The 25,976-nt window shown below is 67.8% G+C and carries 21 protein-coding genes; 16 read left to right on the top strand and 5 right to left on the bottom strand.

The features are described from left to right. Nucleotides 1–140 precede the first annotated feature (140 nt). From purU to AB4Y72_RS02515, 3 genes are all read left to right on the top strand, one after another. On the top strand, nucleotides 141–1,001 hold the full coding sequence (gene purU / locus AB4Y72_RS02525; protein WP_441424603.1) for a formyltetrahydrofolate deformylase: 861 nt from the start codon (nucleotides 141–143) through the stop codon (nucleotides 999–1,001). A gap of 21 nt (nucleotides 1,002–1,022) precedes the next feature. Continuing rightward, on the top strand, nucleotides 1,023–1,484 hold the full coding sequence (locus AB4Y72_RS02520) for a class I SAM-dependent methyltransferase (RefSeq protein WP_441424602.1): 462 nt from the start codon (nucleotides 1,023–1,025) through the stop codon (nucleotides 1,482–1,484). A 91-nt stretch (nucleotides 1,485–1,575) separates the two neighbouring features. Next, nucleotides 1,576–2,097 carry a gamma carbonic anhydrase family protein gene (locus AB4Y72_RS02515; protein ID WP_441424601.1) on the top strand — a complete coding sequence of 174 codons (522 nt, stop codon included), beginning with the start codon at nucleotides 1,576–1,578 and terminating at the stop codon, nucleotides 2,095–2,097. A gap of 27 nt (nucleotides 2,098–2,124) precedes the next feature. On the opposite strand, the gene AB4Y72_RS02510 is transcribed toward AB4Y72_RS02515, so the two are convergent. Together AB4Y72_RS02510 and AB4Y72_RS02505 are read right to left on the bottom strand one after the other, a co-directional pair. Beyond that, complete coding sequence (locus tag AB4Y72_RS02510; RefSeq protein ID WP_441424600.1) at nucleotides 2,125–3,834, bottom strand: flavin monoamine oxidase family protein; 1,710 nt, start codon at nucleotides 3,832–3,834, stop codon at nucleotides 2,125–2,127. Beyond that, nucleotides 3,831–5,369 carry an amino acid permease gene (locus tag AB4Y72_RS02505; protein WP_441424599.1) on the bottom strand — a complete coding sequence of 513 codons (1,539 nt, stop codon included), beginning with the start codon at nucleotides 5,367–5,369 and terminating at the stop codon, nucleotides 3,831–3,833. Before AB4Y72_RS02505 ends, AB4Y72_RS02510 begins: the two co-directional genes overlap by 4 nt. A 173-nt stretch (nucleotides 5,370–5,542) precedes the next feature. Here AB4Y72_RS02505 and AB4Y72_RS02500 point away from each other — a divergent pair, with 173 nt between their 5' ends. Next, a complete protein-coding gene (locus AB4Y72_RS02500) occupies nucleotides 5,543–7,324 on the top strand; it encodes a PucR family transcriptional regulator (RefSeq protein WP_441424598.1) in 1,782 nt (593 codons plus the stop codon). Here AB4Y72_RS02500 and AB4Y72_RS02495 read toward each other — a convergent pair. Then, complete coding sequence (locus tag AB4Y72_RS02495) at nucleotides 7,303–8,136, bottom strand: nitrilase-related carbon-nitrogen hydrolase (RefSeq protein ID WP_441424940.1); 834 nt, start codon at nucleotides 8,134–8,136, stop codon at nucleotides 7,303–7,305. The two genes, AB4Y72_RS02500 and AB4Y72_RS02495, sit on opposite strands and share 22 nt — an antisense overlap. Nucleotides 8,137–8,380: 244 nt before the next feature. Here AB4Y72_RS02495 and AB4Y72_RS02490 point away from each other — a divergent pair, with 244 nt between their 5' ends. The 11 genes from AB4Y72_RS02490 to AB4Y72_RS02440 all read left to right on the top strand — a co-directional run bounded on the left by AB4Y72_RS02490 (nucleotide 8,381) and on the right by AB4Y72_RS02440 (nucleotide 21,847). Beyond that, the gene (locus AB4Y72_RS02490) at nucleotides 8,381–9,571 is read left to right on the top strand and encodes an ROK family transcriptional regulator (protein WP_441424597.1); all 1,191 of its coding nucleotides are present in this window, start codon (nucleotides 8,381–8,383) and stop codon (nucleotides 9,569–9,571) included. 130 nt (nucleotides 9,572–9,701) lie between these two features. After that, nucleotides 9,702–11,258 carry a multiple monosaccharide ABC transporter ATP-binding protein gene (mmsA, locus tag AB4Y72_RS02485; RefSeq protein WP_441424596.1) on the top strand — a complete coding sequence of 519 codons (1,557 nt, stop codon included), beginning with the start codon at nucleotides 9,702–9,704 and terminating at the stop codon, nucleotides 11,256–11,258. Between the two features lie 54 nt (nucleotides 11,259–11,312). Next, nucleotides 11,313–12,581: a multiple monosaccharide ABC transporter permease gene (mmsB, locus tag AB4Y72_RS02480; RefSeq protein ID WP_441424595.1), complete on the top strand. Its 1,269-nt coding sequence runs from the start codon at nucleotides 11,313–11,315 to the stop codon at nucleotides 12,579–12,581. Between the two features lie 65 nt (nucleotides 12,582–12,646). Further along, entirely contained in the window at nucleotides 12,647–13,750 is a 1,104-nt protein-coding gene (locus AB4Y72_RS02475; protein WP_441424594.1) for a substrate-binding domain-containing protein, read from the top strand. A 296-nt stretch (nucleotides 13,751–14,046) separates the two neighbouring features. Beyond that, nucleotides 14,047–15,438 carry an ABC transporter permease gene (locus tag AB4Y72_RS02470; protein WP_441424593.1) on the top strand — a complete coding sequence of 464 codons (1,392 nt, stop codon included), beginning with the start codon at nucleotides 14,047–14,049 and terminating at the stop codon, nucleotides 15,436–15,438. 2 nt (nucleotides 15,439–15,440) lie between these two features. Then, a complete protein-coding gene (locus tag AB4Y72_RS02465) occupies nucleotides 15,441–16,148 on the top strand; it encodes an ABC transporter ATP-binding protein (protein ID WP_441424592.1) in 708 nt (235 codons plus the stop codon). A 126-nt stretch (nucleotides 16,149–16,274) separates the two neighbouring features. Continuing rightward, nucleotides 16,275–17,345 carry a Gfo/Idh/MocA family protein gene (locus AB4Y72_RS02460; RefSeq protein WP_441424591.1) on the top strand — a complete coding sequence of 357 codons (1,071 nt, stop codon included), beginning with the start codon at nucleotides 16,275–16,277 and terminating at the stop codon, nucleotides 17,343–17,345. A 143-nt stretch (nucleotides 17,346–17,488) separates the two neighbouring features. Continuing rightward, entirely contained in the window at nucleotides 17,489–18,703 is a 1,215-nt protein-coding gene (locus AB4Y72_RS02455) for a hypothetical protein (RefSeq protein ID WP_441424590.1), read from the top strand. 600 nt (nucleotides 18,704–19,303) lie between these two features. After that, on the top strand, nucleotides 19,304–20,530 hold the full coding sequence (locus AB4Y72_RS02450; protein ID WP_441424939.1) for a serine/threonine-protein kinase: 1,227 nt from the start codon (nucleotides 19,304–19,306) through the stop codon (nucleotides 20,528–20,530). Then, nucleotides 20,527–21,099, top strand: a complete 573-nt coding sequence (locus AB4Y72_RS02445; RefSeq protein WP_441424589.1) for a mucin-associated surface protein — start codon at nucleotides 20,527–20,529, stop codon at nucleotides 21,097–21,099. Before AB4Y72_RS02450 ends, AB4Y72_RS02445 begins: the two co-directional genes overlap by 4 nt. Before the next feature lie 163 nt (nucleotides 21,100–21,262). Next, nucleotides 21,263–21,847, top strand: coding sequence for an SRPBCC family protein (locus AB4Y72_RS02440; protein ID WP_441424588.1), 585 nt, complete (start codon nucleotides 21,263–21,265; stop codon nucleotides 21,845–21,847). 138 nt (nucleotides 21,848–21,985) lie between these two features. Here the strand turns inward: AB4Y72_RS02440 and AB4Y72_RS02435 are convergent, their stop codons facing one another. Continuing rightward, a complete protein-coding gene (locus AB4Y72_RS02435; RefSeq protein ID WP_441424587.1) occupies nucleotides 21,986–24,208 on the bottom strand; it encodes an NADP-dependent isocitrate dehydrogenase in 2,223 nt (740 codons plus the stop codon). Nucleotides 24,209–24,452: 244 nt separating this feature from the next. Here AB4Y72_RS02435 and AB4Y72_RS02430 point away from each other — a divergent pair, with 244 nt between their 5' ends. After that, nucleotides 24,453–25,475 (top strand): trypsin-like serine peptidase, encoded by a 1,023-nt coding sequence (locus AB4Y72_RS02430; protein ID WP_441424586.1) that lies wholly within the window; start codon nucleotides 24,453–24,455, stop codon nucleotides 25,473–25,475. Nucleotides 25,476–25,832: 357 nt separating this feature from the next. Here AB4Y72_RS02430 and AB4Y72_RS02425 read toward each other — a convergent pair. Then, nucleotides 25,833–25,976 (bottom strand): integrase core domain-containing protein (locus AB4Y72_RS02425; RefSeq protein WP_441424938.1); only part of this gene is annotated, 144 nt, incomplete at its 5' end.

Here is a 25,976-nt window from a genome sequence, read left to right as displayed (position 1 = left end):
GACCCTCGGCCCAGGCGTACGATCCGTGGTCTTCATGAGTGCCGCTCCCTGATGGTTAGCCATCCAACGCCAGTTGCGACGGGTTAACACTACCAAAACGCTTTCAAAACCGCCCTTGAAGCGCAGGTAGGCTGTTCTTCGTGACTGACGCGAACCTGACTGCTTCCTACATCCTGACCCTGTCCTGTCCCGACCGGCCCGGCATCGTGCACGCCGTCGCCGGGGCACTCCTGGTGGCTGGCTGCAATATTACGGACTCCCAGCAGTACGGCAGCCAGGGAACCGGGACTTTCTTCATGCGGGTGGAGGCGACGACGGCGGCCTCCCAGGTGGAACTGCTGGCAGCCCTTGAGCCCGTGGCGCAGGCCTTCGAGATGCAGTGGAGCCTCAACCCGGCCGGACGGAAGGTCCGCACCCTGTTGATGGCCAGCACGTCGGCGCACTGCCTGAACGACCTGCTGTTCCTGCAGCGCTCCGGCACCCTGCCGATCGATATTCCGGCCATCGTGTCCAACCACCGTGACCTTGAGGGCCTGGCCGAGTTCTACGGCATCCCGTTCCATCACATCCCGGTCACCCCGGACACGAAGTTCCACGCCGAGGACGCCCTGCGCGCCCTGATGAAAGAACATGACATCGAGCTCACCGTCCTGGCCCGCTACATGCAGATCATCTCCGATGACCTGTGCGCCGAGCTCACGGGCAAGGCCATCAACATCCACCACTCGTTCCTGCCCTCCTTCAAGGGCGCCAAGCCTTACCACCAGGCGCATGCCCGCGGCGTGAAGCTCATCGGCGCCACGGCGCACTATGTCACGGCCGCCCTGGACGAGGGTCCCATCATCGAACAGGAAGTCATCCGGGTGGACCACCGGCGCACCGCCGAGCAGTTCGTCCAGATGGGCCGCGACGTGGAGGGCCGCACCCTCGCCCAGGCCGTGCAGTGGCATGCCGAGCACCGCGTGCTGCTCGACGGCAACCGGACAGTTGTCTTTAACTGAAACCAGTCCTTGACTAGAGCTATGGAATCCACTCGCAGGGACCGGCTCGAGTCGTTCGTAGCCCTGTTGAAGTCCGAGGGCCGGCACGCCGTGCTGGGACTGGACTGCGGACCGGGCACCGACGGGCTGCACTTTGTGCAGTCCGGCATCCATTTCACCGGCGTCGACCCGTCCGAGGAGAACATCCACGTCGCCCGGGGGCACGGACTGGAGGCATCCGTGGCAGGCCCGTTGCCGCTGCCGTTCGCCGACGCAGCGTTTTCCTCGGTATGGGCGGTGGACGCGTTGTCCGGCCTGCCGCCCGAGCAGTGGGACGACGTCGTTCGCGAACTGGGCCGCGTGGCGGAACCGGGCGCGCCGATCGCCGTCGTGCTCCCCGTCCCCCATCAGCACCGCCCGGGCGAGGGTGAAGGTGAGGGCGACGGCGAGGGTGACGACGAGCGCGAGGGTGACGGCTTCACTGTCCTGCGCTCCCCCGCCTGACCCAACTAACTCGCAGCAGGGGCCGTTTTGGGCGCTCATAACGGCCCCTGCTGCGAGTCAGTTCGGCCGGGAGGTGTCTTAGGCTGGAGTCATGGCTCCCCTTTACGCGTTCGCCGGCACGACTCCGGCCGTCCATGACTCCGTCTTCGTCGCGCCCACGGCATCGGTGATCGGCAACGCCACCCTGGCCGAGAACTCGAGCGCCTTCTACGGCGTGTCAGTGCGCGCCGACACCGCCGCCATCAGCGTGGGCGCCGGCAGCAACCTGCAGGACAACGTGGTGCTGCACGCGGACCCCGGCTTCCCCTGCACCGTCGGGGCGCGCGTCAGCGTCGGCCACAGCGCCGTGGTGCACGGCTGCACCGTGGAGGACGATTGCCTGATCGGGATGAGCGCCACCATCCTCAACGGCGCCGTGATCGGCGCCGGCTCGCTCATCGCGGCCGGCGCCGTGGTGCTGGAAGGCACCGTCATCCCGCCCCGCTCGCTCGTCGCCGGCGTGCCCGCCAAGGTCAGGCGCGAGCTCACCGACGAGGAGTTCGCGGGGGTCCAGCACAACGCCGCGCACTACCAGGAGCTTGCGCGGGCGCACCGGGATCTGCACCGTGCCTGACCCAGCGGGCCTGACCCGCAGGGCTGCTTAGTCCAGCGCGATCGGTCCCAGCTCGGCCAGCAGCTCGCCCGGGCCCGGGTTCCCCGCCGGGGTCCGGCCGCCGAGGTGGTTGACCACACCCCAGACCGCGTTCAGGCCGGTGGTGACGGCTCCTTCCGCCCAGCCGGCGGTGAACGAGACGTCGTCGCCGGCGAGGAAGATCCCGCGCTGTTCCGCCGGGAGCCCGTCCTGCTTGAAGTGGGTGAAGAGCCGCTGCTGGTAGCGGTAGTGCCCGGGCAGGTTGGCCTTGAAGGCGCCCATGAAGTTGGGGTCGGCCTCCCACGAGACCGTGATCGGCTGGCCCACGATGTGGCTGGCGATGTCCACGCCGGGATAGATCTGCTCCAGCGAGTGCAGCATGAGCTCCGCCCGCTGGTCCGCGTCGAGCGACAGCCACTTCAGCGCGTCGTCGTTCCAGGTGTAGGACAGCAGGATCACAGCGGGCTTATCCGGGCCGTTGTCCAGCAGGTAGGTAGCCCGGTTCAGCCGGTCGGTCAGCGTCATGGACAGGACCTCCCGGCCCGACTCCGGGTCGATGTCCTTCCAGAAGGGCCGGTCCACCATGACAAAGGTCTTGGAGGACTGCATGTAATGCGAGCGTTCGATCGCCGTCCACAGCTCGGCGGGAAACAGGGCTTCGTCGGTGTGGATCCGCGTGGACAGCAGCCACGACTGGCACGTGGTCACCACCGCCGGATACGCGGATTCGCGCCCCCAGCGTTCGCGGATCCGGAAGTCGCCGCTGCCGTCGCGTCCGATGCGCTCCACGGCGCCCCGCGGGGCGCCCGCGTGCAGCGATGCCAGGGACGTGCCCTCCGGCCAGTGGGCCATGCCCGACGGCGCGTGCTCCCACAGCGCCTCGGGGAGCCGCTGCGCGCCGCCGGCGATGAGCCGGTGCTGGTCATCGGCGTCGGTGTAGACGACCCGAAGGATTTCGAGGATGGAGTTGGGGAAGTCGGTGTCCCAGCCGCCGGTGCCGAACCCCACCTGGCCGAACGCCTCGCGGTGCGCGAAGCCGGCCTCCTTGAAGGAACGGCTGCCGGCGATGAAGCCGTAGAACGTCTGCTCGTCCAGCTCCGGGAGCAGCGCGTTCCACAGTTCCTTGATCCGGGCGGTGTCCCGGTCCCGGATGGCCGACTGCATCTCGGCGAACCGGGCGCCGTCGTTCACAGCGGCCTTCCAGGCGTCGGCCACCTCCAGGAAGAACGGGGGCAGGTCCGCCGTGGTCTCGGCGTAGTACTTCTGGCCCGCGAGTTCGATCACCGTGCTGGAGGTGGCCTGCGCCAGCGGGTTGGGGAACTCTTGCGTCTGGAGCCCCAGCAGGTCCACATAGTGGTAGAACGCCTTGCCGGAGACCGGGAAGCGCATGCCGCCGAGGTCCGCCACGACGTCCGGCGCGGACGGGAACCTTGCGGTCCTCAGCCGGCCGCCGATCCGGTCGGCCTCGTAGACCACCGGCCGCAGGCCCAGCTTCATGAGTTCATAGGCGGTCACCAGCCCGGACAGGCCGGCACCGACGACGGCGACCTCGGTCCCGTACAGTTCCGGCGGCACCGCCCCGAGGCCGTCCGGGTGGGCCAGGTAGTGGTCGTAGCTGAACGGAAAATCCGGGTTCAGCATGGTGATGGGCGCCTCGGCCGGAGCGGAGGCCGGGGTGGAAGCCGGTTCGGGGGCCGGCAGTTCGGTGGCGGTGGTCATGAGATCTCAGCCTTCAGTTTCTCAGGTGTGGTCGCGTTGGCGGGTTGGCGGGTTGATAGTTCACGGTATTCCTCGTGAGTCAGCGCGGCCACCCTGGAGTTGTTGCGGCCGTAGCCGAAGTAGGCGGCCAGTCCCACGAGCATCCAGACGGCGAAGACCGCCCAGGTCTCGGCGCCGAGGTTGGCCATGAGGTAGGCGCACATGAGGGCGCCGAGCACCGGTGTCAGCGGAAACAGCGGGACGCGGAAGCTGCGCGTGAGTTCCGGCCGGGTGCGCCGCAGGTAGATGACGGCCACGTTGACCAGGGCGAAGGCGAACAGGGTGCCGATGCTGGTGGCGTCCGCGAGGGCGCCGAGCGGCACCAGGCCGGCAGTGAGCGCGACGACGGTGCCCACGATCACGGTTCCGGCCACCGGCGTGCCGGTCCGGGCCGAGACCCGGCCGAAGACCCTGGGAACCAGGCCGTCGCGGGACATGGAGAGCAGGATCCGGGTCTGCCCGTAAAGAACGGTCAGCACGATGCTGGCGATGGCGAGCACGGCGCCGACGGCGAACACCACACCGACCCAGGGCTGGCCGGTGATTTCCTCGAGGATCTTCACCAGGGCCGCTTCGGTGCCGTCGAACCAGCCCCAAGGGCGGGCGCCGATGGCGGCGACGGCGACGAGCACATAGATGCTGGTGACGATCAGCATGGAGAGCAGGATGGCCCGCGGGAGGTCGCGCTTGGGGTTGCGGGCCTCCTCGCCGGCCGTGGAGGCGGCATCGAAGCCGATGTAGGAGAAGAACACCCGGGAGGCCGCGGCCGAGACGCCGGCGGCGCCCATCGGCATGAGGGGTTCAAAATGTCCGCCGTTGAAGGCGGTGAAGGCCACGGCGCAGAAGAACAGCAGGATGGAGACCTTGACCAGGACGATCGCCGTGTTGATCCAGGCGCTCTCTTTGGCACCACGGACCAGCAGCACCATGGCCAGGACCACAATGACGATCGCGGGCACATTCAGCACGCCGCCGGCGCCCGGCGGCTGCGAGATGGCGTCCGGAAGCGCCAGGCCGAAGACCGCCAGGGCCTCGTTGACGTACTGGCCCGCACCGACCGCGACGGCGGCCACGGAGACAGCGTATTCAAGCACCAGGCACCAGCCGCAGATCCAGGCCATGCCCTCGCCCATGGTGGCGTAGGTGTAGGAATAGCTGGAACCCGCGGCAGGCACCAGGCCGGCCATCTCGGCATAGGACACGGCGGAGAGCAGGGCAGCAAGTCCGGCGATGGCGAAGGAGATCCAGATTGCCGGGCCGGCGAGCGGCACCGATTCGCCCAGGATGACCAGGATGCCGGTGCCCAGTGTGGCGCCGACGCTGATCATGGTCAGCTGCAGCACGCCGAAGCTGCGGACCAGCCGCGTGCCGCCGTGTCCGGTTTCCGCCTCGCTGACCAGCTGCCCGATCGGCTTGCGGCGCAGGAGCTGGGCGGCGAGCCCGGGACGGACGGCGGCGGCCGGCGGGCGTTCCCCGATCAGAGTTGGCACAGTCATCGTTGACGTCCTTATCTTCAGTAGTGGTCGGTTTCCCCTGGTCCACCCTAGGCTTGTGAGCCACCTCTCACCGTTGTGCAAAAAGACCTGTAGTCTTCAGTCATGAGACTTTATGCACCGGGTGGTCCGGTTGTGGGACGGGCGGCGGGACCGGCCGGGACGGGACCTCGGCCGTGACCGCGGAGGACTCCGAGCGGCTTGGTTTCGTCACCCTGGCACAGTTCCTGCGCCAGCTGCCGGCCCTCTCCGTCCTGCACGACGGCGGCAACGGGGACGAGCGCCTGCGCTGGGTGGAGCCGAGCGAGCTGGACGACCCGACCCCCTACCTGCTCGACGGCGAATTCCTGCTCACGGCCGGTCTGCCGTTCGCAGGCGACGGCGGCGGGGAGGAGCCGGTTGACGCCTATGTGCGGCGCCTGGTCGAGGCCCGCGTCGGCGCCCTCGGCTTTGGCCTGGAACCCTACTTCGAGTCCGTTCCGGCGGCCGTGGTCCGGGCCTGCCGGCAACACAACCTGACCCTGGTGGCCATCCCGGGGAACATCCCGTTCGCCGCACTCGGACTCGAGTTCTCCCGGCTGCTTGAGTCGGACAACGCCAAGACCTTCCGCCAACTGGCCGACACCAACCGCCAGCTCATGCGGGCGGTCCTGTCTTCCCGGCCCGAGCACGAGCTCCTCGCGGCCCTGGTGCAGCGCGTCCCGGTCTGGGCCGTGCTGGTCGGCGCCGACGGGCGGGTGCGGGCACGCGGCCCGGGCACCTCCCGGGGCCCGCACGCCGCAGGCTCCGCCGGCGCCGCGCCGGGAGTCGATCCCGCCGTTTTGCAGCCGCTGCTGGCCCGGCTCCTCGCCGGCAGCGGCCCGCGGGTGGAGATGGATTCGTTCGACGCCGCGGGCTCGTCGCTGGTCTTTGGGTATCCGCTGCGCAGCACCCGGGACGCCAACCTCGGCGCGCTCGTCCTTGGCACGGACGCCCCGCTGACCCCGGCCCAGAACAGCGTGGTCTCCACCGCCGTCGGGCTGCTGGAACTCCTGGTCCGCCAGCGCACCAGCGGGTCCTTGGCACCCAGCCAGCTTGCCACGGCGCTGCTGCTGCACCCGGAAAGCGTGGCAACAGGACCGGCGCGGCAGGTCAACGGGCTGAAGGACCTGCTGGCGCAAAGCATTTCCTCCACCCGGTCGGGTCAGCTGCGGGTTATCCAGGGAATCCGGGCGGACGCCGCCGCGGGCACCGACCGGGCCGCCTCCGGGCAGCGCCACACGGGCGAGGGGCCGGTGCGGGAGCTGCTCGAATGGCGCAGGCTGTTCGACACCAAACTGGTGGAACACACCGACTACGGCTTTGCCGCCATTACCCGGCTGAAGGTCGACGACGCCCTGCTCGCCGAGGTGGAGCGTCTCGGCTGGCGCCTGGTGATCGGCAGTGACACCGAGTTCGCGTCCCTGGCGGATGCCTACCGGCTCGCCTCCTCATTGCGCAGCCGGGTGCTGACCAGCCGCCGGAGCGTCCGGGCCGAGGACGTCACCTGGTCCGTGGCGGGCCTGTTGGGCTCCGAGGCCGGCACCATGCTGGCGGACCGCCTGCTGGCCCCCCTGCTCGCGCTCGAGCCGGAGCGGCGCGATACCCTGCTGGGTGTCCTGCGGGCATGGCTTGGCGAGAACGGCAGCTGGGATGCCACGGCGAAGTCCACCGGGCTGCATCGCAACAGCGTCCGCCGGCAGATCGGCGTCATCGCTGAGTTGCTGGGCCTGGACCTCAACCAGGCCCAGGCCCGTGCGGAGCTCTGGATCGCGCTGCAGTACATCGACCTGGACGATCAGGGCGCCCCCGTCCTGCCCACGGCCGGCTTGCCCACAGCCGGGTTGTCCGGTGCCGCGGCGGGCTTGCCCGGCGCCGCCATGGCCGGCGCTGGACCGGAGTTCGCGGCTCCCGCCGGTCAGATCCCCCAGGAACGGTAGAGGTCAGGCCGGCGGTCGCGCAGGTAGGCCACGGCGTTGTCCCCGTCGGCCGGCCTATCGGTCCCGTCGGCTCCCGCCGCGGCCGCGTCGACGGTAGGGGCCAGCTCGGCAAAGAGTAGTTCCGCCCCGGTGCCGGCCGCGGCCAGGACCGTGCCGTCCGAGCCCGCAACGATGCTGCCGCCGCGGAAATCGTAGCCCTCCGCCCCGCCGGTGTGGTTGGCGTACGCCACCGTCAGCTGGTTCTCCAGCGCCCTGGCCCGGACCAGCACCTGGGGCACAGCCTCGAACCCGCCGGCGAGTGCAGTCGGGACCAGCAGCAGTTCGGCGCCGCGCACGGCGGCGGCGCGGGCGGATTCGGGAAACTCGATGTCGTAGCAAATGACCAGGGCCGTCTTGAGACCGTGGAACTCCACCACGCCGGGTGCCGCCGAGGCAGGCGCAAACGCTGCGCGTTCCTCCGGGCCGAACAGATGCACCTTGTCATAACTGAGCAGTTCGCGGCCGGACGCGTCCACGAGGGTGGCGGAGATATGCCAGTCCCCGGCCGGCGTCAGGGCCGGGAGGCTATAGACCAGCCCGATGCTGTGGCGCCGGGCGATGCCGGCGAGGGTCTCCCGGAGCGCAGGCAGCGTGCCGGGATCGAAGGCTGCCCGCAGCCGGCGCGGGGCGTAGCCGACGGGGAAAAGCTCCGGGGTCAGCAGCAGCTGCGCCCCCGCGGCGGACGCCTCGCGTGCCGCCTCCTCGACCGCGGCGCAGTTGGCCCGCACATCCAGCACGGCAGCCTTCGCCTGCATCAGGGCCAGCAGCACCATTACCACCTCACGACTCTCCGGGTATCCGCAGGGCTCGCCGCGGACTCTCTGGTTCCAGAGTAGCCACGGCCCGGGAGCCCGGAGTTGGTGCATTTCCGCCCGCCGGCCCGCTGGATGAGGCAGAACGTCCCGCCCGCGGATGACCGGAGAACTGCCGGGCCGTCGCGTCCCCGGAAAACGGCGCGGCCGCGGTCGATGCGTTAACTTCTTGACTACAAGCCGCCGATGCGTCACGCTTCATTGCATGCCCTCACCAACGCGCTCAACGAGGAGCCGAACCAAGAACCCGGGATCGCAGTCCGCCCTCCGGCATCTGAACCAGCAGCGGATCATCGAATGCCTTCTCGCGGGCCCCTCCACGCAGGCGGAACTGGCCCGCCAAACCGGCCTCTCCACGGCCACGGTTTCCAACATCGTCAAGATCATGCAGGACGCCGGACTGGCTTCCACCGAGCCGATCACCAGTTCCGGCCGGCGCGCCCTGAACGTCCGGCTCAACAGCAACGGTGCCGTCGCCGTCGGAATCGACTTCGGCCGCAGGCACCTGCGCGTGGTGCTGGCGTCGCTGAGCTACCACGTGATCGCCGAGGAGTCGGTACTGCTGCCGCTGGGCCACCACGCCGAGGAGGGGATCCAGGCCGCCGTCGGCGTGCTGGACCGCCTGCTGGCGGACAGCGCGGTGGAGCGCAGCGCCCTCGTGGGGGCCGGCGTCGGCATTCCCGGCCCCATCGACCGCCGCACCGGCACGGTGGCGCAGGGCGCCATCCTTCCCGAGTGGGTGGGCATCAACATCCTCCAGCGCCTGGAAGAGGCGCTTGACCTGCCCGTATTCGTGGACAATGACGCCAACCTGGGTGCCCTCTCGGAGGTCACCTGGGGGCCGCACAGCGGCATCGCCAACTTGATGTTCCTCAAGATCGGCTCCGGCATCGGCGCGGGACTGATCCTTAACGGCGTGCCGTACTACGGCAACGTCGGCATCACCGGCGAAATCGGCCACGCCACAATCCATGAGCACGGGCTGATCTGCCGCTGCGGGAACCGTGGCTGCCTGGAAACCATCGCCTCCACCACTACCATGATCGAACTCCTGAGCCGCGGCGAGGACCGTCCCCTGACACCCGGGGACATCGTCCGGAAGGCCGTGGAGCGGGACTCCGCGACACTGCGCGTGGTGGACGACGCCGGCCTTGCCGTCGGGCGCGCCCTGGGCAACGTGGCGAACCTGATCAACCCCGAAGTCATTGTGGTCGGCGGCCCGCTGGCGGGACTCGGCGAACTCCTCTTGGATCCGATCCGGCGCGGCCTGATCCGCCACGCAGTCCCGGTCATCGGCGAGACGACCACGCTCACGATGTCGTCCCTGGGCGACCGGGCGGAGGCCCTCGGAGCCACGGCTTTGGTCTTCCAACACGCCGGAATCCGGCGTAACTAAGCATTTCGTTATCGGGCCGTTGTGTTAAAGACTTGACGACAACGGCGTGATCCAGTTTACTTTTCCATCAGACGGTCCTGCGGTTTGCAGGGGCGGACAACGAAGTCATGCATTGGAGGCGTAAGGGCAGATGACGTCCCTCAACACGCACAGTGATCCGCTAATCCTTGAGATGCGCTCCATCACCAAAGAGTTCCCCGGCGTTAAAGCTTTGGCCGATGTGAGCCTGCGGGTGAAGGCCGGCGAGATCCACGCCATCTGCGGCGAAAACGGCGCCGGCAAGTCCACCCTGATGAAGGTGCTCTCGGGGGTCTATCCCTTCGGCACCTACACCGGCGACATCGTCTACCAGAACGAAGTCCAGGAATTCAAGGACATCCGCGCCAGCGAGCACGCCGGCATCGTGATCATCCACCAGGAACTCGCGCTCATCCCGGAACTGTCGATCATGGAAAACATCTTCCTCGGCAACGAGCCCACCAAGCGCGGTGTGATCGACTGGACCGAGGCCCGGAAGCGGTCCATCGAGCTGCTGGCCCGGGTGGGGCTCCGCGAGGACCCGGACACCCCCATCAAGGAGATCGGCGTCGGCAAACAGCAGCTGGTCGAGATCGCCAAGGCCCTGAACAAGTCGGTGAAGCTCCTGATCCTGGACGAGCCGACGGCGGCGCTGAACGAGTCCGATTCCCAGCACCTGCTGGACCTCATGCTGGGCCTGAAGGGCCGCGGCATCACCTCGATCATCATTTCGCACAAGCTCAACGAGATCGAACAGATCGCCGATGAAATCACGATCATCCGCGACGGCAAGTCGATCGAGACCCTGAACGTCAAAGCCGACGGCGTCGACGAGGACCGCATCATCAAGGGCATGGTGGGCCGGACGCTGGAATCCCGGTTCCCGGACCACGAGCCGAAGATCGGCGACGTCCTGTTCGAGGTCAAGAACTGGAACGTCGGGCACCCGCAGATCCAGGATCGCCTGGTCTGCAAGAACTCCAGCTTCTTCGTCCGCCGGGGCGAAATCGTCGGCTTCGCCGGGCTGATGGGAGCAGGGCGCACCGAACTGGCCCGGTCCGTGTTCGGCCGCTCTTACGGCCGCTTCATCTCCGGCCACGTCTACAAGGAGGGCAAGGAACTGCAGCTCCGCTCGGTCAAGCAGGCGATCGACGCCGGGCTCGGCTACGTCACGGAGGACCGCAAGTCCCTCGGCCTGAACCTCCTCGATGACATCAAGGCCACCACGGTCTCGGCGAACCTGCGCAAGATCAGCAAACACTTTGTGGTGGACGCGAACAAGGAATACGCCGTCGCCGAGGAATACCGGAAGTCGCTGCGCACCAAGACGCCCTCCGTGGAGGAAGGCGTCGCGAAGCTCTCCGGCGGCAACCAGCAAAAGGTCGTGCTGGCGAAGTGGATGTTTACCGACCCGGACGTGCTGATCCTGGACGAACCCACCCGCGGGATCGACGTCGGGGCCAAGTACGAGATCTACGGCATCATCCAGAACCTGGCCAACCAGGGCAAGGCCGTCATCGTCATCTCCTCGGAACTGCCCGAACTGCTGGGGCTCTCGGACCGGATCTACACGATCTTCGAGGGCGCCATCACCGGCGTGCTGGACAAAGACCAAGCCAGCCAGGAAAGCCTCATGAAACTCATGACGTCCGCCCGCAAAACCGCCTGATCCTTTGGGACCAACCAGAATAATCCGAACACCCCGGACACAAGGACTGAAACAATGAACGCGCTCAAGAAGCTCTTTGGCGGCAACACCCGCCAATTCGGCATGATCTTCGCCCTGGTTGCGCTGATCGTGTTCTTCGAGATTTTCACGGAGGGCCGCACGCTCACGTCGGGCAACGTCATCAACCTCTTCAACGGCAACTCCTACATCCTGATCCTCGCCATCGGCATGGTGCTGGTCATCATCGCCGGGCACATCGACCTCTCGGTCGGTTCCGTCGCCGCCTTCGTGGGCGTCTGCGTGTCCCTCTTCATCCGCGACTGGGGAGTGCCCTGGTACATCGGCGTCCTGATGGGGCTGGGGCTGGGCATCCTGATCGGGGCCTGGCAGGGATTCTGGGTGGCCTACGTCGGCATTCCAGCGTTCATCGTCACGCTGTCCGGCATGCTGATCTTCCGTGGCGCCAACCAGTTGGTCGGCAAGTCGAACACCATCCCCGTCCCCGAGGATTTCCAGTACATCGGCTCGGGCTACCTCCATGAGTTTGGACCGAATACCGGCTACAACAACCCCACCATGCTGATTGGCCTGCTCGGCATCGCGTTTGTGATCTTCAGCGAGATCCGCGCCCGCCGCAACGCCAAGGCCCTCGGCGCCGAGGTTTCCGAAGCGTGGGTCATGATCCTCAAACTGGTCCTGATCTGCGGCGCCATCCTCTACGCCACCTACCTCTTCGCCACCGGCCGGCCGGGCACCTCCTTCCCCGTGCCGGGCCTGATCCTCGCCGTCCTGGTCCTCATCTACGGCTTCATCTCCTCCAGGACCGTCATCGGCCGCCACATCTACGCCGTCGGCGGAAACCGGCATGCCGCCGAACTCTCCGGCGTCCAGTCCAAGAAGGTCAACTTCCTGGTCATGATGAACATGTCCCTCCTGGCCGGCCTCGCCGGCATGATCTTCGTCGGCCGCTCCACCGCCTCCGGCCCGTTCGACGGCGTCGGCTGGGAACTGGACGCCATCGCGGCCGTCTTCATCGGCGGGGCCGCGGTCACCGGCGGCGTGGGTACCGTGATCGGCTCGATCATCGGCGGCCTGGTCATGGCCGTGCTGAACAACGGCCTGCAGCTGCTTGGCGTCGGCGCCGACCTCACCCAGATCATCAAGGGCCTGGTGCTCCTGATCGCCGTTGCGTTCGACGTCTACAACAAGTCCCAGGGCAAGCGGTCCGTCGTGGGCTTGCTCATGAAGAACTTCAGCCGCAGCAACGAGATCAAGGCCGACGAGACCACATCCACCAAAGAGGTCATCTCCAAGGGAGCCTGAGCGGCTCCCCTGGTCCACGATTCCCCGATTTCTCCCCACACCACCAAAAGAAAGTGAACCAAGCAATGCGAATGATTGGTACAGCAGGAAAGGCAGCAGCGATCGCTGCTATTGCGGCACTGGCGCTGACGGCCTGCGGTCGTTCCGACACCGGAACCACCAGCGGTTCCTCCTCCGGGGGCGAAGCGTTCCCGAAGGGCTCCTCGATCGGCGTGGCACTGCCCCAGAAGACCTCGGAAAACTGGGTCCTGGCGGAGCAGCTGTTCAACGACGGCCTCACCAAGGCCGGCTACAAGCCGGATGTGCAGTTCGCCAACGGCGGCGTTGCGGATCAGCAGAACCAGATCAGTGCCATGATCACCAAGGGCGACAAGGTCATCATCGTCGGCGCCATCGACGGTGCGCAGCTGGGCACCCAGCTCAAGCAGGCCAAGGATGCCGGCGCCACCGTCATCGCCTACGACCGTTTGCTCCTGAACACCCCGGACGTGGACTACTACGTGGCTTACGACAACTTCAAGGTCGGTGAACTCCAGGGCCAGGCGCTGCTGGACGGAATGAAGGCCAAGAAGCCCTCGGGTCCGTACAACATCGAGCTCTTCGCCGGTTCCCCCGATGACGCCAACGCGAAGGTCTTCTTCGACGGCGCCATGAGCGTCCTGCAGCCGAAGATCGACGACGGCACCCTGAAGGTCCTCTCCGGCCAGAAGACCTTCGACGCGGTCGTTACCCAGGGCTGGAAGCCGGAGAACGCCCAGAAGCGCATGGACACCCTGCTCGCCGGCACCTACGGCAGCGCAGCGCTTGACGGCGTGCTGTCCCCGAACGACACCCTGGCCCGCGCCATCATCACTTCCGTCAAGTCCGCCGGCAAGCCGATCCCGGTTGTCACCGGCCAGGACTCCGAGGTTGAGTCGGTCAAGTCCATCATGGCGGGCGAGCAGTACTCCACCATCAACAAGGACACCAACGCGCTCGTTGAGCACGCGATCACCATGGTCAACGACATCCAGGCCGGCAAGAAGCCTGAGATCAACGACGACAAGTCCTACAACAACAAGGTCAAGGTTGTTCCCGCGTACCTGCTGAAGCCGGTCGTCGTAACCAAGGACAACGTCCACACGGCCTACGTCAACGATCCGGTACTCGGACCGATCACCAAGCAGTAGTTTCCTTTCCAGGATCTAGCTGAACAGGCACTCGCCGAACAGGCGCCAGCCCGTCCGGCACCTGCCAAACAAGAGCCCCGGCTCCCCCGCAAGGGAGGGCCGGGGCTCTTGCGTTGCCTGCAGCGTTTTGCCTCTGTCGTTTTGCCTCCGGCGGGGCGGCGTCCGTTGCCCCAGGCAACGCCTCACAGCGAACACAAAGGTTCTCAGGGAGGTTCGCACAGGAGCCCGTACCACTGTTAGACCAGTCGCCGGACATTTCGTCCGGCAAGAGACACCCAAGAAAAACTAGGAGTACCGTGAGCGTCCTTGCCCGAAGTGTAGGCAACGCCTTTCGAAACAAGGTCAGGACCGCCGCCGTGGTGGCCGTGCTGGCCGTAGCCATCGGGCTGGCCCTGGCCATGCTCGTGGCCAACCAGGCCGTCACCGGCAAGGTCGCCGAGCTCAATGCCTCGGTGGGCACGGTCCTGACCGTTAACCCGGCCGGCGGCCAAGGTTTCGAAGGCGGAGGCGAGCCGCTGACCGCGGCGCAGGCGGCCAAGGCCGCTACCGTTCCCAACATCAGCAGCGTGGTCGGCACCAAGGCCCTGCGCCTGCGCAACGCCGCCGAGGTGGCGGCCCAGGCCGCATCCGGCCGGACAGGCCAGGGCGGCCCCGGCGGCCAGTCAGCCACCCCCGTCACCACGAGCCTCACGTCCGCCGTCGACGCCGGCACGCTCGGCAACCGCAACCAAGGCACTGCCGGAAGCAGCAGCACCACCCAGGCCGCGCCGAAATTCTCGCTGCCCATCTCCGCGACCGGCATCGGCGCCGAGGTGGATTCTGACGGCAAGGCGCTGCAGCTGACCAAGGGCACCGGCCTGGGCAACTACACCGCGGCGTCCACCGGCGCACTGCTGGGCACCACACTGGCAGAGAAAAACGGCCTCAACGTGGGCTCCACCTTCACCATCGGGGACAAGGCCTTCACCGTCCGGGGATTGTTCGACGCCGGCACCGCCTTCGGCAACAATGCCATCTACTTGACGCTGCCGACCGCCCAGACCCTCGCCGCGCTGCCGAATGAACTGTCCACCATGATTGTCACGGTCAACAGCATGGAAAACGTTGACGCCGCCAAGACCGCCCTGCAGAAGGCGCTCGGCTCCGACAAGGCCGACGTCACCCAGGGCCAGCGGAACCTGCAGACCGCCATCAGCTCATTGGACAGCGTCAAGAATATTTCCTTCATCGCCTTCGTCGCGGCACTCGGAACCGCCGGCCTGATCATCCTCCTGATCATGGTCATGCTGGTCCGTGAACGCCGCCGCGAGATCGGCGTCCTGAAGGCCATCGGCGCCCCCAACCGCACCATCGGCCTGCAGTTCGTGCTTGAGGCACTCGTACTGGTGGCCCTCGGCAGTGTGGTGGGTGCCGCCGTCGCCTCCTTGGCCAGCGGCAGCATCGCCAGCGCCCTCATCAGCTCCAGCAGCAGCACGGGCGCGGGCACCGGCCGGCGCGGCTTCCCCGGCGGCCAGGGTGGACCCTTCGGCGGAGCCAGCCAGCTGCTGACCTCCGTGACGGCGAGCGCCTCCCCCGAGGTTATTGGCGCGGGCATCGCAGCGGTCTTCGGCGTCGCCATCATCGGCGCCCTGGTCCCGGCGCTGCTCACCGCGCGCATCCGTCCCATCGAAGTCCTCCGAGGAGAATAGCCATGATCGAAGTCAAGAACCTGGTCCGCACGTTCAAGTCCGGCGACCGCACCATCAAGCCGGTCAACGACGTCAGCTTCGAGCTCGAGCAGGGCACGCTGGCCTCGATCGTGGGCAAGAGCGGCAGCGGCAAGAGCACGCTGCTGTCCTTGCTGGGCGCCCTGGACAAGCCCACCAGCGGCGATGTGGTGGTCAACGGTGTGAGCCTGGCCAGCATGCCGGACGGAAAGCTGACCAAGTACCGGCGCCGGGACATCGGCTTCGTGTTCCAGCAGTTCAACCTGATCCCTAACCTCTCGGCCGTGGACAACGTGATGCTGCCGATGGAGTTCGCCGGAGTGCGCAGGGCCGCCCGCCTGGCACGGGCCAGGCAGCTGCTCGAACAGGTCCAGCTCGACCCGGACAAGCACGGCCGGCGCATCAACCGGCTCTCCGGCGGCGAGCAGCAGCGGGTGGCGATCGCCCGGGCGCTGGCGAACGAACCCAAGCTGATCCTGGCCGATGAACCCACCGGAAACTTGGACGAGCAGACCGGCGAGCACATCATTGACCTGCTCAGCACACTGAGCCGGGACCACAACACCACCATCCTCGTGGTCACCCACGACCGGGCCCTGGCCAACAAGACGGACCGTCGCTTCCGGCTCCAGCAGGGCCGGCTCACCGAGGAAACGGTCAGGACCCCGGCGACGGCGGCCGTCACCGGCTGACGGCGGCGCTGCGGGCGGATCCCCCGTCCGATCCTCCCGCAGCTCTTGCCCCCAAAACCCCATCCCTCCCGCAGATCCCGCCCCCAAAACCCCGTCCCTCCCGCAGCTGGGTGAGAGGATGGCACCATGTCTGCCCTCATCGCGAAGCCGTGGCTGTTCACCCAGCCGGACCAGGATCCCCGCACAGCCACCGGCACCAGGCTGCGCTGGGGCGTCATCGCCACCGGGGGGATCGCTGCTGCGGTCACCCGCGACCTCGAGCTGCTGGCGGACGCGGAACTCTACGCCGTCAGTTCCCGCACCCAGGCGGCCGCCGACGCATCCGCGGCCGACTACGGCTTTGTCCGCGCCTACGGAGACCAGGACGGCGTGGCCGGCTACGACCGCCTGCTCGCCGATGCCGCCGTCGACGTCGTCTACGTCGCCACCCCACACGCCCACCACCATCACATCGCCCTGGCCGCCCTCAACGCGGGCAAGCACGTCTTGTGCGAGAAGGCCCTCACTGTGAACGCCCGGGAAGCCGCCGAGCTGATCGCGGTGGCCCGGGACAACGGGTTGTTCCTCATGGAGGCCGTGTGGAGCCGGTTCCTGCCCAGCATGCAGCGGGCGTTCGACATCGCCGCTTCGGGCGAGATCGGTGACGTCAAGTGGGTGGGCGCGGACCTCGGCTTCCCGGCACCCTACTCGCCCGGTTCCCGGCTCTGGGCACCCAAGGACGGCGGCGGGGCCCTGCTGGACCTGACGGTCTATCCCCTGCTCTGGGCCCTCGGCACCCTGGGGTTTCCGCAAACGGTCAGCGCCACCGGCTGGCTCAATGACGACGGCGTCGACGCCCAGAACGCCCTGACCCTCGGCTACCACCACGGCGCGCAGGCCCAGTTGACCTCGTCATTGCTGGCACACGGGCCGCGCACCGCCACTGTCGCCGGCAGCGAGGGCTACCTCCAGACGTCCGGCTCCATCAACAACCCGAAGGAACTAATGATCCGGATCGGCTTCGATGATCTCCGCACCGAACAGTTCACGGTGGTAGGGCGCGGCTACACCTACGAGCTCCGCGAGGTCACGCGGTGCATCCAGCAGGGGCTCACCGAGAGCCCGGTCATGCCCCTGGAGGACTCCCTGAACACCATGCGGCTCTTCGACGGCGTACGCGCGCAACTCGGCGTGAGCTACCCGAACGACGCCCGCTGACCACGGCCCCTCGGGCGGCGAATCCCGCAGGTAGCGCGGGTCTCGGTATGCGTACAGTTTCGGCTCCGCTCTGGACTCGCCTGCGGGGCCGACTTACCCTGAAGGCATTCGTCCAGACTTTCTGAAGCGGGGGGGGTGCGTCCATGGCTCCAGCAGCGGCGGCCTCCCGCGCGGGCCGCACCCTCCGCCGCGTGCTCTTGACCGCCGTCGCGGGTGCCGCGTGGCTGACACTCTCCGCAACAGCCGCGCAGGCGGATGACACGTGCGCGGTCCACGGGCCTGCCGACGACTCCGGCGAGCGCGTGGTTGCCGCCGCCTGCAGGGACGCCGACGACCTCCCCCTCCCCGACCTTGACGGAGCCCACGTGTCTCCCGGCACGGGTCCGGCCCCGGCGGCCAGCTGGGCGGCGGGCGCCGTTCCAGTCCCGAGTCCTTCTGTGGCAGGCACTGAACCCGGCACCGCCGTTCCGGTTCCAGACACCGACGAGGCACCGCCCGCCACTGGTCCGGCGGCTCCCGGCGTGCCCGCACCCGCAGCAGGGACCACCCCGCCGGTAACCGTTCCGGTGCAGAACCCTCCTGCCCCCCTGCCCGTCCCGGCAGTCCCGGCAGTCCCGGTCGCCGTCGTTCCGGATCCCACCGTTTCGGTCCCCGCGGTTCCGGACCCCACCGTTTCGAACCCCGGCATTGTTCCGCCGGTGGTGGCCCCTCCTGCCCCGGCTCCCGTTCCGGGCGCCCCGCAGCCCGGCGGCCAGCTCCCGGGCGGCGTTCCGACGACCACTCCGGCGGCCACCGTCGGCGCATCCCCGCCGGCGCATGCCCCCGCGGCGGGCACCACGAAAGCCGACACCACGACAGCCGACACCACGACAGCCGGCACGGCCAAAGCCAGCGCGGCCGAAACATCAAAGCCCGAAACAGCAAGGCTCGAACCGTCGGCTGCCTCCCTCGTGCGCCCCGAGATGCCGGTCCCGCTCTCGACATACCCACCTCTGGCTGCGCCGCTGACGGATTCCCCGTGGCTGGCGACCGGGCCGCCGTCGGCGGATCAGCCCGCGGCTGGCGCTGCCCCTCCGGCGGAACCCCGTGCGGGTTCGGGGGGACCGCCGGCTCCCCCCGGAGGGCCGGGTCCGAGTCCTTGGCACGGCGGCACGGGGGGACCTGCCCCTGACGCGCTTCCTGCCGCCCCGGGCTCGGGGTCCGGCAACGGGCACTCTGCCAACGGGGCCGCCGGGACGGCGGCATGGCTGCCGGGCCTCGGCTTCTGCCTGCCTCCAGCCGGGGCCGACGCCATCAGCGGTCCGCTCCAGCACGCTTACGCTGCCGTCTGCGCTGATCCCGGTTCTTCTCCTGACTAGTCGGGCCGTCTCTGCCTCCACAGAGCACGGCCCCGCGGGCTGCCTTGGCCGCCCGTTCACAGTCACCCAGGAGAGCTCCCCATGGATTCGCCCGTCCACTGCCGGGATTCCGGCACCCCACTTCCAGTCAGGTTATTCCCCTTAGAGCCGGACCTGTCCGCTGTCCCGCTCCCCCGTCTGTCATCCTCCGCGGCACTGTCATCCGCGGCAACGTCATCTGCTTCCTCACGGGCCGTGGCGCCGCGATCCACCTCCAGGCCCGCACGAAAAGGGCGACGCGCCCCCGAAGACCCGGAACGCTCCCGCCCGCAGCCGCGCCCCGGGTGCAGGCCGCGCCCGCCGTAACGACTGCCACCGCTCCCGTCGAGGTCCTGAACCGCCGGAGCCAGGTCGTTGGGTCCGCTGGGGGACCGAACGGCATCCACTGGCTCCGGCGGAGGGACCCCTGCGGATGAGCGGCCGGTCTGGCAATGCGCTTCGTTGCCGGGGCCGGGGCGTCTGCCGCACTGGACAGATCTGCCGCACTGAACACAAGTGGATACTAATTACCCTTATCATTCTTTAGGAGCACCGCCGGTGCGCATACGGAAGGTATGGGACATCGTGGAAAGTTCGCCCAACAGCGTCACGGCCGAGCCCCTGGGCGGTCGCTATCAGCTGGGTGAGGTGATCGGCCGGGGCGGCATGGCCTCGGTCTACACAGCCAAGGACCTTAACCTGCGCCGCAACGTGGCGCTGAAACTCTTCGCACCGCAGTCGGCGGATCCTGACGAGCTTCGCCGTCAGGAGGCCGAAATCGAACTCCTGGCCACGTTGAACCATCCAAGCCTCGTGACGCTTTTCGACGCCGGCACAGACACCCGGATTCCCGATGAGCCCCGGCCCTTCCTGACCATGGAACTCGTGGACGGCCAGGACCTGCGGACCAGGATTCGCCACAGTCCGCTGCCGCTGGACGAGTTGGCCGTGGTCGGCGCAGGGATCGCGGACGCCCTCGCCTACGTCCACGGCCTCGGCATCCTCCACCGGGACATCAAACCCGCCAACATCCTCCTGGTACCGGTACGGCCGGGAGAGCCGCTTCGGCCCAAGCTCACAGACTTCGGTATCGCCCGCATCATCGACGGCACCCGGCTTACCGCCACGGGGACCATGGTGGGAACCGCCGCGTATCTCAGCCCGGAACAGGCCCGCGGCGCCGACCTCGGCCCGGCGAGTGACATCTACTCCCTGGGGCTGGTCCTCCTCGAGTGCCTCAAAGGCGAGGTGGAGTACCCGGGGAGCGCCGTCGAATCCGCCGTCGCCCGCCTGCACCGAGCGCCGGCCATTCCGGACGCGGTTCCCGCCGAGTGGGCCCGGCTGATCCGGGCCATGACCGCCCTCGACCCGCTGGACCGCCCGTCGGCTGCCGAACTCGAGACGGCGTTGCGCGTTGCCCTCGTGTCCCCCGGGTCGCTGCCGGGGCCCATCAAGGAGGAATCCACGCGGGTTCTCCCGGCCCCGCCGGCGAGGCCACCGCGGCATTCGCTGCCTTCGATGTCAGGAGCGGCGTCGGAAACCCGCCCGCTGAGCCTGCCGGCCCCGGACGCCCTGCCGGCGAAGCCACGCCGTCGTCCCTCGATTTCCCGCGGAACCGCGTGGTTTGCCAGGGCCCGGCTCCGCACGCGCCTGGCCCTGGTACTCGCCGTGATGGCTGTGCTTGCTGTCGCGGCAGCGATCGCGGTTTCGCTCTCTGCCCCCGGCACTCCCGACGTCGTCCCCTACCCCGCGGTCTCCGGACCGCTCGGCGATCACCTGCACGATCTACAGAAGAGCGTGGAACCATGAGCCGGCCGCGAACCATCCAGCAGGGCCGCTTCGGTTCCCGCCACCGGACGCCCGCAGGGCTCCTGGCCGGCGTGCTGCTGGCCGGGACGCTGGCCGGGGCGCTGGCGGCCTGCGGATCCCCCGCACCGGAACTGGACCGCAACGCCGCCACCCAGCTGCAAGCCCAGGTGCTGTCCGTCAGCCAGGCAGCTGCCGCGCACGATCCTGCCGGGTCCCTCAAGCTCCTTGACGGGCTGCTGACACGCTTGGACGCTGCCGCCGCCAACGGCGAGGTGTCCTTCAAACGCCACCAGAGCATCAAGGCCGCAATCGACGCCGTCCGCGCCGACCTCACCGCGCAGCAGGCGGCCGCCGCGGCAGCACGCGCCGCAGCCGACCATGCGGCTGCAGAGAAGGCGGCCGCGGCAAAAGCGGCTGCGACCAAGGCGGCCGCGGCCCAGAAGGCCCAGGCAGAGGCGGCTGCGGCTAAAGCTGCGGCTGAACAGGCCGCCGCGGCCCAGGCGGCCGCCCCGGCACCGGCTCCGGCACCTCGCGAGAAGGGCAAACCGAAGGGGAAAGGGAAGGGCTGAGGCGCCGCGGAGCAGTTGCCGCCCCGGGTTCCGCAGCATTTCAGGCCGCCTCCGCGTCACCATCGTCAGTCTGCTTACTATTTCGGTGGAAGCCCGCTAGCGTGGAGGAACGGCTTTAGGCCGGTCAACGACAAGAAACGCCAATCGAAGGAGTGACGCCTGCATGGCAACTGTTCAGGAATCCATCGAAGTCAATGTTCCGCTAAGCCAGGCCTACAACCAGTGGACGCAATTCGAGGAATTTCCGCTCTTCATGAGCGGCGTGGAATCGGTTAGTCAGCTGGACGACACCACTGTCCATTTCAGGACCAGCATCAGCGGGGTCCGGCGTGAGTACGATGCGCGGATCACTACGCAGGAACCGGACCAGCGCGTGTCATGGGAAAGCCTCGATGAACCACGGAACGCCGGCACCGTCTGGTTCGAGGACCTCGGCGGGGCCGATACCAAGGTGAACGTCGAGCTGACCTGGGAGCCGGACTCGGCTGCGGAAAAGATCGGCGCGGCCATCGGCCTTGATTCCCGTCAGGTTGCTGCCGACCTGAAGAAATTCAAGCAGTTCATCGAAGAGCGCGGCGCCGAGACGGGCGGATGGCGCGGACGCGTGGATGGAGTTGCGCCTGGCGCCACGACCGCCGTGCCGCTCCAGGAAGAAGTAGGCTACGGCGCGGAGCCGGCCTTCGAGCGCGTGGACGCCGATCCCGACCTTGCCCCCGAGCCGCCCTTCGGCCAGGACCAGCAGCGCTGACCGGGCACTCACACTAATCTGGCTGGTTTGCGCTGCCGGACGGGCAGTAAAACGCCCCGCATCCCTTTCGGGAAGCGGGGCGTTCTGCTGTCCGCTGTGCGCGGCAGCCGGCTGGGCGGTGGGTCAGCGCCGGAGAGGCTACTTGGTCAGCATCCCGAGGACTTCACTGAACTTCGCCGAGGGGCGCATGACAGCGGAGACCTTGGCCGTGTCCGGGCGGTAGTAGCCTCCGATGTCGACCGGGGAACCTTGGACGGCCAGAAGCTCGCCGGTGATGGTCCCCTCGTTGGAGTCCAACGAGGCCGAAACGGCGGCGAAAGCGGCGGCCAGCTCGGCGTCGTCATTCTGGCGCGCCAGTTCCTGGGCCCAGAACTTGGCCAGGTAGAAGTGGCTGCCACGGTTGTCCAGCTCGCCGGCCTTGCGCTTGGGGGACTTGTCCTCCAACAGGAACGTGCCGGTGGCGCGGTCCAGAGTGTCTGCCAGGATCTGGGCCCGGGCGTTACCGGTGCTGGTGGCGAGGTGCTCGAAGCTCACGGCCAGGGCGAGGAATTCACCCAGGCTGTCCCAGCGCAGGTGGTTTTCCTTAAGGAGCTGCTGGACGTGCTTCGGCGCGGATCCGCCGGCACCGGTCTCGAACAGGCCGCCGCCGTTGATCAGCGGCACCACCGAGAGCATCTTGGCGCTGGTGCCGAGTTCCAGGATGGGGAAGAGGTCCGTGAGGTAGTCACGGAGGACGTTGCCGGTCACCGAGATGGTGTCCTCGCCCTTGCGAAGCCGTTCGACCGTGACGGCCGTGGCCCGGTCCGGGGACATGATGGCGATCTCCAGGCCCTCGGTGTCGTGGTCCTTGAGGTACTCCTCCACCTTGGCGATCATCCGGGCGTCGTGCGCGCGGCTCTTGTCCAGCCAGAAGATGGCGGGCGTGGCGGAGGCGCGGGCACGGGTGACGGCCAGCTTGACCCAGTCGCGGATCGGCACGTCCTTGGTCTGGCAGGCGCGCCAGATGTCGCCCGGGGCGACCTGGTGCTCGATCAGCACGGTGCCGGCGTCGTCGACGATCTGGACGGTACCGGCGGACTGGATCTCAAACGTCTTGTCGTGGCTGCCGTATTCCTCGGCGGCCTGGGCCATGAGGCCGACGTTCGGGACGGTGCCCATGGTGGTGGGATCGAAGGCTCCGTGGGCGCGGCAGTCGTCGATGACAACCTGGTAGATGCCGGCGTAGCTGCTGTCCGGGAGGACGGCGAGCGTATCGGCTTCCTGGCCGTCGCGACCCCACATGTGGCCGGAGCTGCGGATCATGGCCGGCATCGAGGCGTCGACAATCACGTCGGAGGGCACGTGCAGGTTGGTGATGCCCTTGTCGGAATCGACCATGGCCAGCTCGGGGCCCTCGTTGAGGCCCTTTTCGATGGCTGCCTGGACGTCGCCGCGGATCTCCTCGGGGAGGTCCTCGAGGCCGTTGAGGATGGAAGCCAGGCCGTTGTTGGGGCTCAGGCCGGCGGCGGCGAGCTGCTCGCCGTAGGTGGCGAAGAGATCGGCAAAGTAGGCCTTGACGACGTGGCCGAAGATGATCGGGTCCGAAACCTTCATCATGGTGGCCTTCAGGTGGGCGGAAAACAGCACGCCCTCCTCCTTGGCCCGGGCAACCTGATCCGTCAGGAAAGCATCCAGGGCGGCGGCGCGCATCACGGTGCCGTCGATGACCTCGCCGGCCAGGACCGGGAAGGCCCGCTTGAGGACCTTGACCGTGCCGTCTGCCTTGACGAGCTGGATCTTGATGTTGGTGTCCGCGTCGATCACCACCGACTTTTCGTTCGCGCGGAAGTCGTCGGCCTCCATGTGGGCGACGTTGGTCTTCGACTCCGGCGACCACGCGCCCATGCTGTGCGGGTTCTGACGGGCGTAGTTCTTGACCGAGAGCGGGGCGCGGCGGTCGGAGTTGCCCTCGCGCAGGACCGGGTTCACGGCGGAGCCCTTGATCTTGTCGAAGCGGGACCGGATGTCCGTCTCCTCATCCGAGGAGGGATTGTCCGGGTAGTCCGGCAGGGCGTAGCCCTGGCTCTGGAGCTCAGCGATTGCAGCCTTCAGCTGGGGCACGGACGCGCTGATGTTGGGCAGCTTGATGATGTTCGCTTCCGGCGTCTTGGCAAGGGCGCCAAGCTCGGCCAGGGCGTCGCTGACGCGCTGCTCTTCGGTGAGGTAGTCGCCGAATGCGGCGATGATGCGGCCGGCCAGCGAGATGTCGCGGGTCTCCACTTCCACACCGGCCGTCGAGGCGAAGGCCTCAATGATCGGCAAGAACGAATAGGTGGCCAGCATCGGCGCTTCGTCGGTGTGGGTATAGATAATCTTTGCCATTGCGCGGGCGTCTCCCTGAAGGTCTGGGTATTTCCGGAATCTTGTGTTATCTCAACACCCCCTAACTTACCCGAGGTGCCCCCGTTGGCGCCTACCGGCGTCGTGCCCGGCCGCGGACGTGACACCGCAACGGGACATAACAAGAATTGACAAAAAACTTACGGATTAGTCAAGTTGCCGTAGTTTCGTACCCATCCAGCGGCCGCCAGCGGCGGCCGCCCCGCTCTCCACCGGTTAGGACACCATGAGAACACCCAAGACTCTGGCCACCAGCCTGCTGACCCTTTCGGCTGCCGCCCTGCTGGCCCTGAGTGCCGCGGGGGCGGCCGCGGCCACCCCCGCGCCAGCCAAGGCACCGGCTTCCGCGTCCGACGTCACAAGCCACACTGTCACGGACACGGGCGCCGCCGACTACTGGACCGCGGACCGCATGCGCAACGCCGTCCCGGGTGACGTCCTGGCAGAGAAGGCCATGAAGCGGGCCAAGTCCGTCAAGTCCGCTCCGTCCGCGGCGGCACCGCTGGAGGGTGCCGCCCCGAGCACGGTCGAGCCGACGGCGCCGACGCAGCAGTCCACGGCACTGCAGTCTCCCACGATCCAGACCAAGGCCAATGCCAGTGAGTCCCCGGTGCCGCACATCGGCAAGGTCTTCTTCACGCTCGGCGGCACCAACTATGTCTGCTCCGGCAACTCGGTTGCCACCGGCAACAAGAGTACGGTCACCACGGCCGGGCACTGCGTCAATGAGGGTCCCGGCGCCTTCGCCACCAAGTTCACCTTCGTCCCGGCGTACCTCAACGGCTCCGCGCCTTACGGCAAGTGGACGGCCAAGGCACTGTACGCCCCCACCCAATGGAGCGCCTCGGGCGACATGACCTACGACACCGGCTTCGCCGTGATGTCCACGCTCAACGGCCGGTACCTCAGCGACGTTGTTGGCGGTTCCGGGCTGCAGTTCAACGCCGCCCGCGGCCTGAGCTACAAGTCCTTCGGCTACCCCGCCGCGGCGCCCTTCAACGGCGAGTCCCTCAAGAGCTGCTCCGGCACCGCCACCAATGACCCCTACAACCCGCAGTTCAACACCCAGGGCATCCCCTGCAACATGACCGGCGGTTCCTCGGGCGGTCCGTGGTTCATCGGCACCAGCGCCTCGGGCTACCAGAACTCCATCAACAGCTACGGCTACGGCAGCAACTCCACCACGATGTACGGTCCGTACTGGGGCAGCGTCATCCAGCAGACCTACACCAGCGCGGCCGCGTCCTAGCCGCTCCGCTTCTCCAACCCCGGCTTCCAGTACCCCGGCTTCTGGTACCCCGGCTTCCAGTACCCCGGCGCGGGGTCACGGACGGCCTGTCTCCAGCAGTGGGGAGAGTCCGCGGTGGCCCCGCGTTGGTGTTTGCGGACGACGTCGGGCCCTCCGGGGGACATTTGGGGGGGACATGCCCTCCCCACGGGCCCAGGCCTGGACATATTCCCCAAATGTCCGGTCCTGAGCCTGAAAAATGAGCATGTCCCGCGGACCTGCCCGCCGCCGGCCCGGTCCTGGGCACAAAAAATGGACATGTCCTCCGGATAAGGGAGGACATGTCCATTCTTTGTGAGCGCCAGGGCCTAGTTGTACTCAGCCAGCAGGTTGGTTACATCTGCTGATGGGTGCTCGTCCTCCGAGTGCGCTGTGGTTGCGGCGGTGGTTGTAGAAGTCTAGCCAGCCGGTGAGGGCCTGTGTGCGGTGGTCGCTGGAGTCGTAGGCGTTCTTGTAGGCCCA

Origin of the sequence: Arthrobacter sp. YAF34 (genome assembly GCF_052113245.1) — a bacterium.
Taxonomy (GTDB): Bacteria; Actinomycetota; Actinomycetes; order Actinomycetales; family Micrococcaceae; genus Arthrobacter.
Note: the sequence above shows the minus strand (reverse complement) of the source record. Positions and strands in the feature narration are given on the sequence as shown.

Excerpts from the sequence above, each read along its gene's own strand:
- AB4Y72_RS02515 (WP_441424601.1), top strand. The coding sequence starts at position 1,576 with ATGGCTCCCCTTTACGCGTTCGCCGGCACGACTCCGGCCGTCCATGAC.
- AB4Y72_RS02505 (WP_441424599.1), bottom strand. The coding sequence starts at position 5,369 with ATGACTGTGCCAACTCTGATCGGGGAACGCCCGCCGGCCGCCGCCGTC.
- AB4Y72_RS02435 (WP_441424587.1), bottom strand. The coding sequence starts at position 24,208 with ATGGCAAAGATTATCTATACCCACACCGACGAAGCGCCGATGCTGGCC.
- AB4Y72_RS02520 (WP_441424602.1), top strand. The coding sequence starts at position 1,023 with ATGGAATCCACTCGCAGGGACCGGCTCGAGTCGTTCGTAGCCCTGTTG.
- AB4Y72_RS02510 (WP_441424600.1), bottom strand. The coding sequence starts at position 3,834 with ATGACCACCGCCACCGAACTGCCGGCCCCCGAACCGGCTTCCACCCCG.
- AB4Y72_RS02440 (WP_441424588.1), top strand. The coding sequence starts at position 21,263 with ATGGCAACTGTTCAGGAATCCATCGAAGTCAATGTTCCGCTAAGCCAG.
- AB4Y72_RS02495 (WP_441424940.1), bottom strand. The coding sequence starts at position 8,136 with ATGGTGCTGCTGGCCCTGATGCAGGCGAAGGCTGCCGTGCTGGATGTG.
- AB4Y72_RS02490 (WP_441424597.1), top strand. The coding sequence starts at position 8,381 with ATGCCCTCACCAACGCGCTCAACGAGGAGCCGAACCAAGAACCCGGGA.
- mmsA (WP_441424596.1), top strand. The coding sequence starts at position 9,702 with ATGACGTCCCTCAACACGCACAGTGATCCGCTAATCCTTGAGATGCGC.
- AB4Y72_RS02475 (WP_441424594.1), top strand. The coding sequence starts at position 12,647 with ATGCGAATGATTGGTACAGCAGGAAAGGCAGCAGCGATCGCTGCTATT.
- AB4Y72_RS02460 (WP_441424591.1), top strand. The coding sequence starts at position 16,275 with ATGTCTGCCCTCATCGCGAAGCCGTGGCTGTTCACCCAGCCGGACCAG.
- mmsB (WP_441424595.1), top strand. The coding sequence starts at position 11,313 with ATGAACGCGCTCAAGAAGCTCTTTGGCGGCAACACCCGCCAATTCGGC.
- AB4Y72_RS02430 (WP_441424586.1), top strand. The coding sequence starts at position 24,453 with ATGAGAACACCCAAGACTCTGGCCACCAGCCTGCTGACCCTTTCGGCT.
- AB4Y72_RS02465 (WP_441424592.1), top strand. The coding sequence starts at position 15,441 with ATGATCGAAGTCAAGAACCTGGTCCGCACGTTCAAGTCCGGCGACCGC.
- AB4Y72_RS02445 (WP_441424589.1), top strand. The coding sequence starts at position 20,527 with ATGAGCCGGCCGCGAACCATCCAGCAGGGCCGCTTCGGTTCCCGCCAC.
- AB4Y72_RS02455 (WP_441424590.1), top strand. The coding sequence starts at position 17,489 with ATGGCTCCAGCAGCGGCGGCCTCCCGCGCGGGCCGCACCCTCCGCCGC.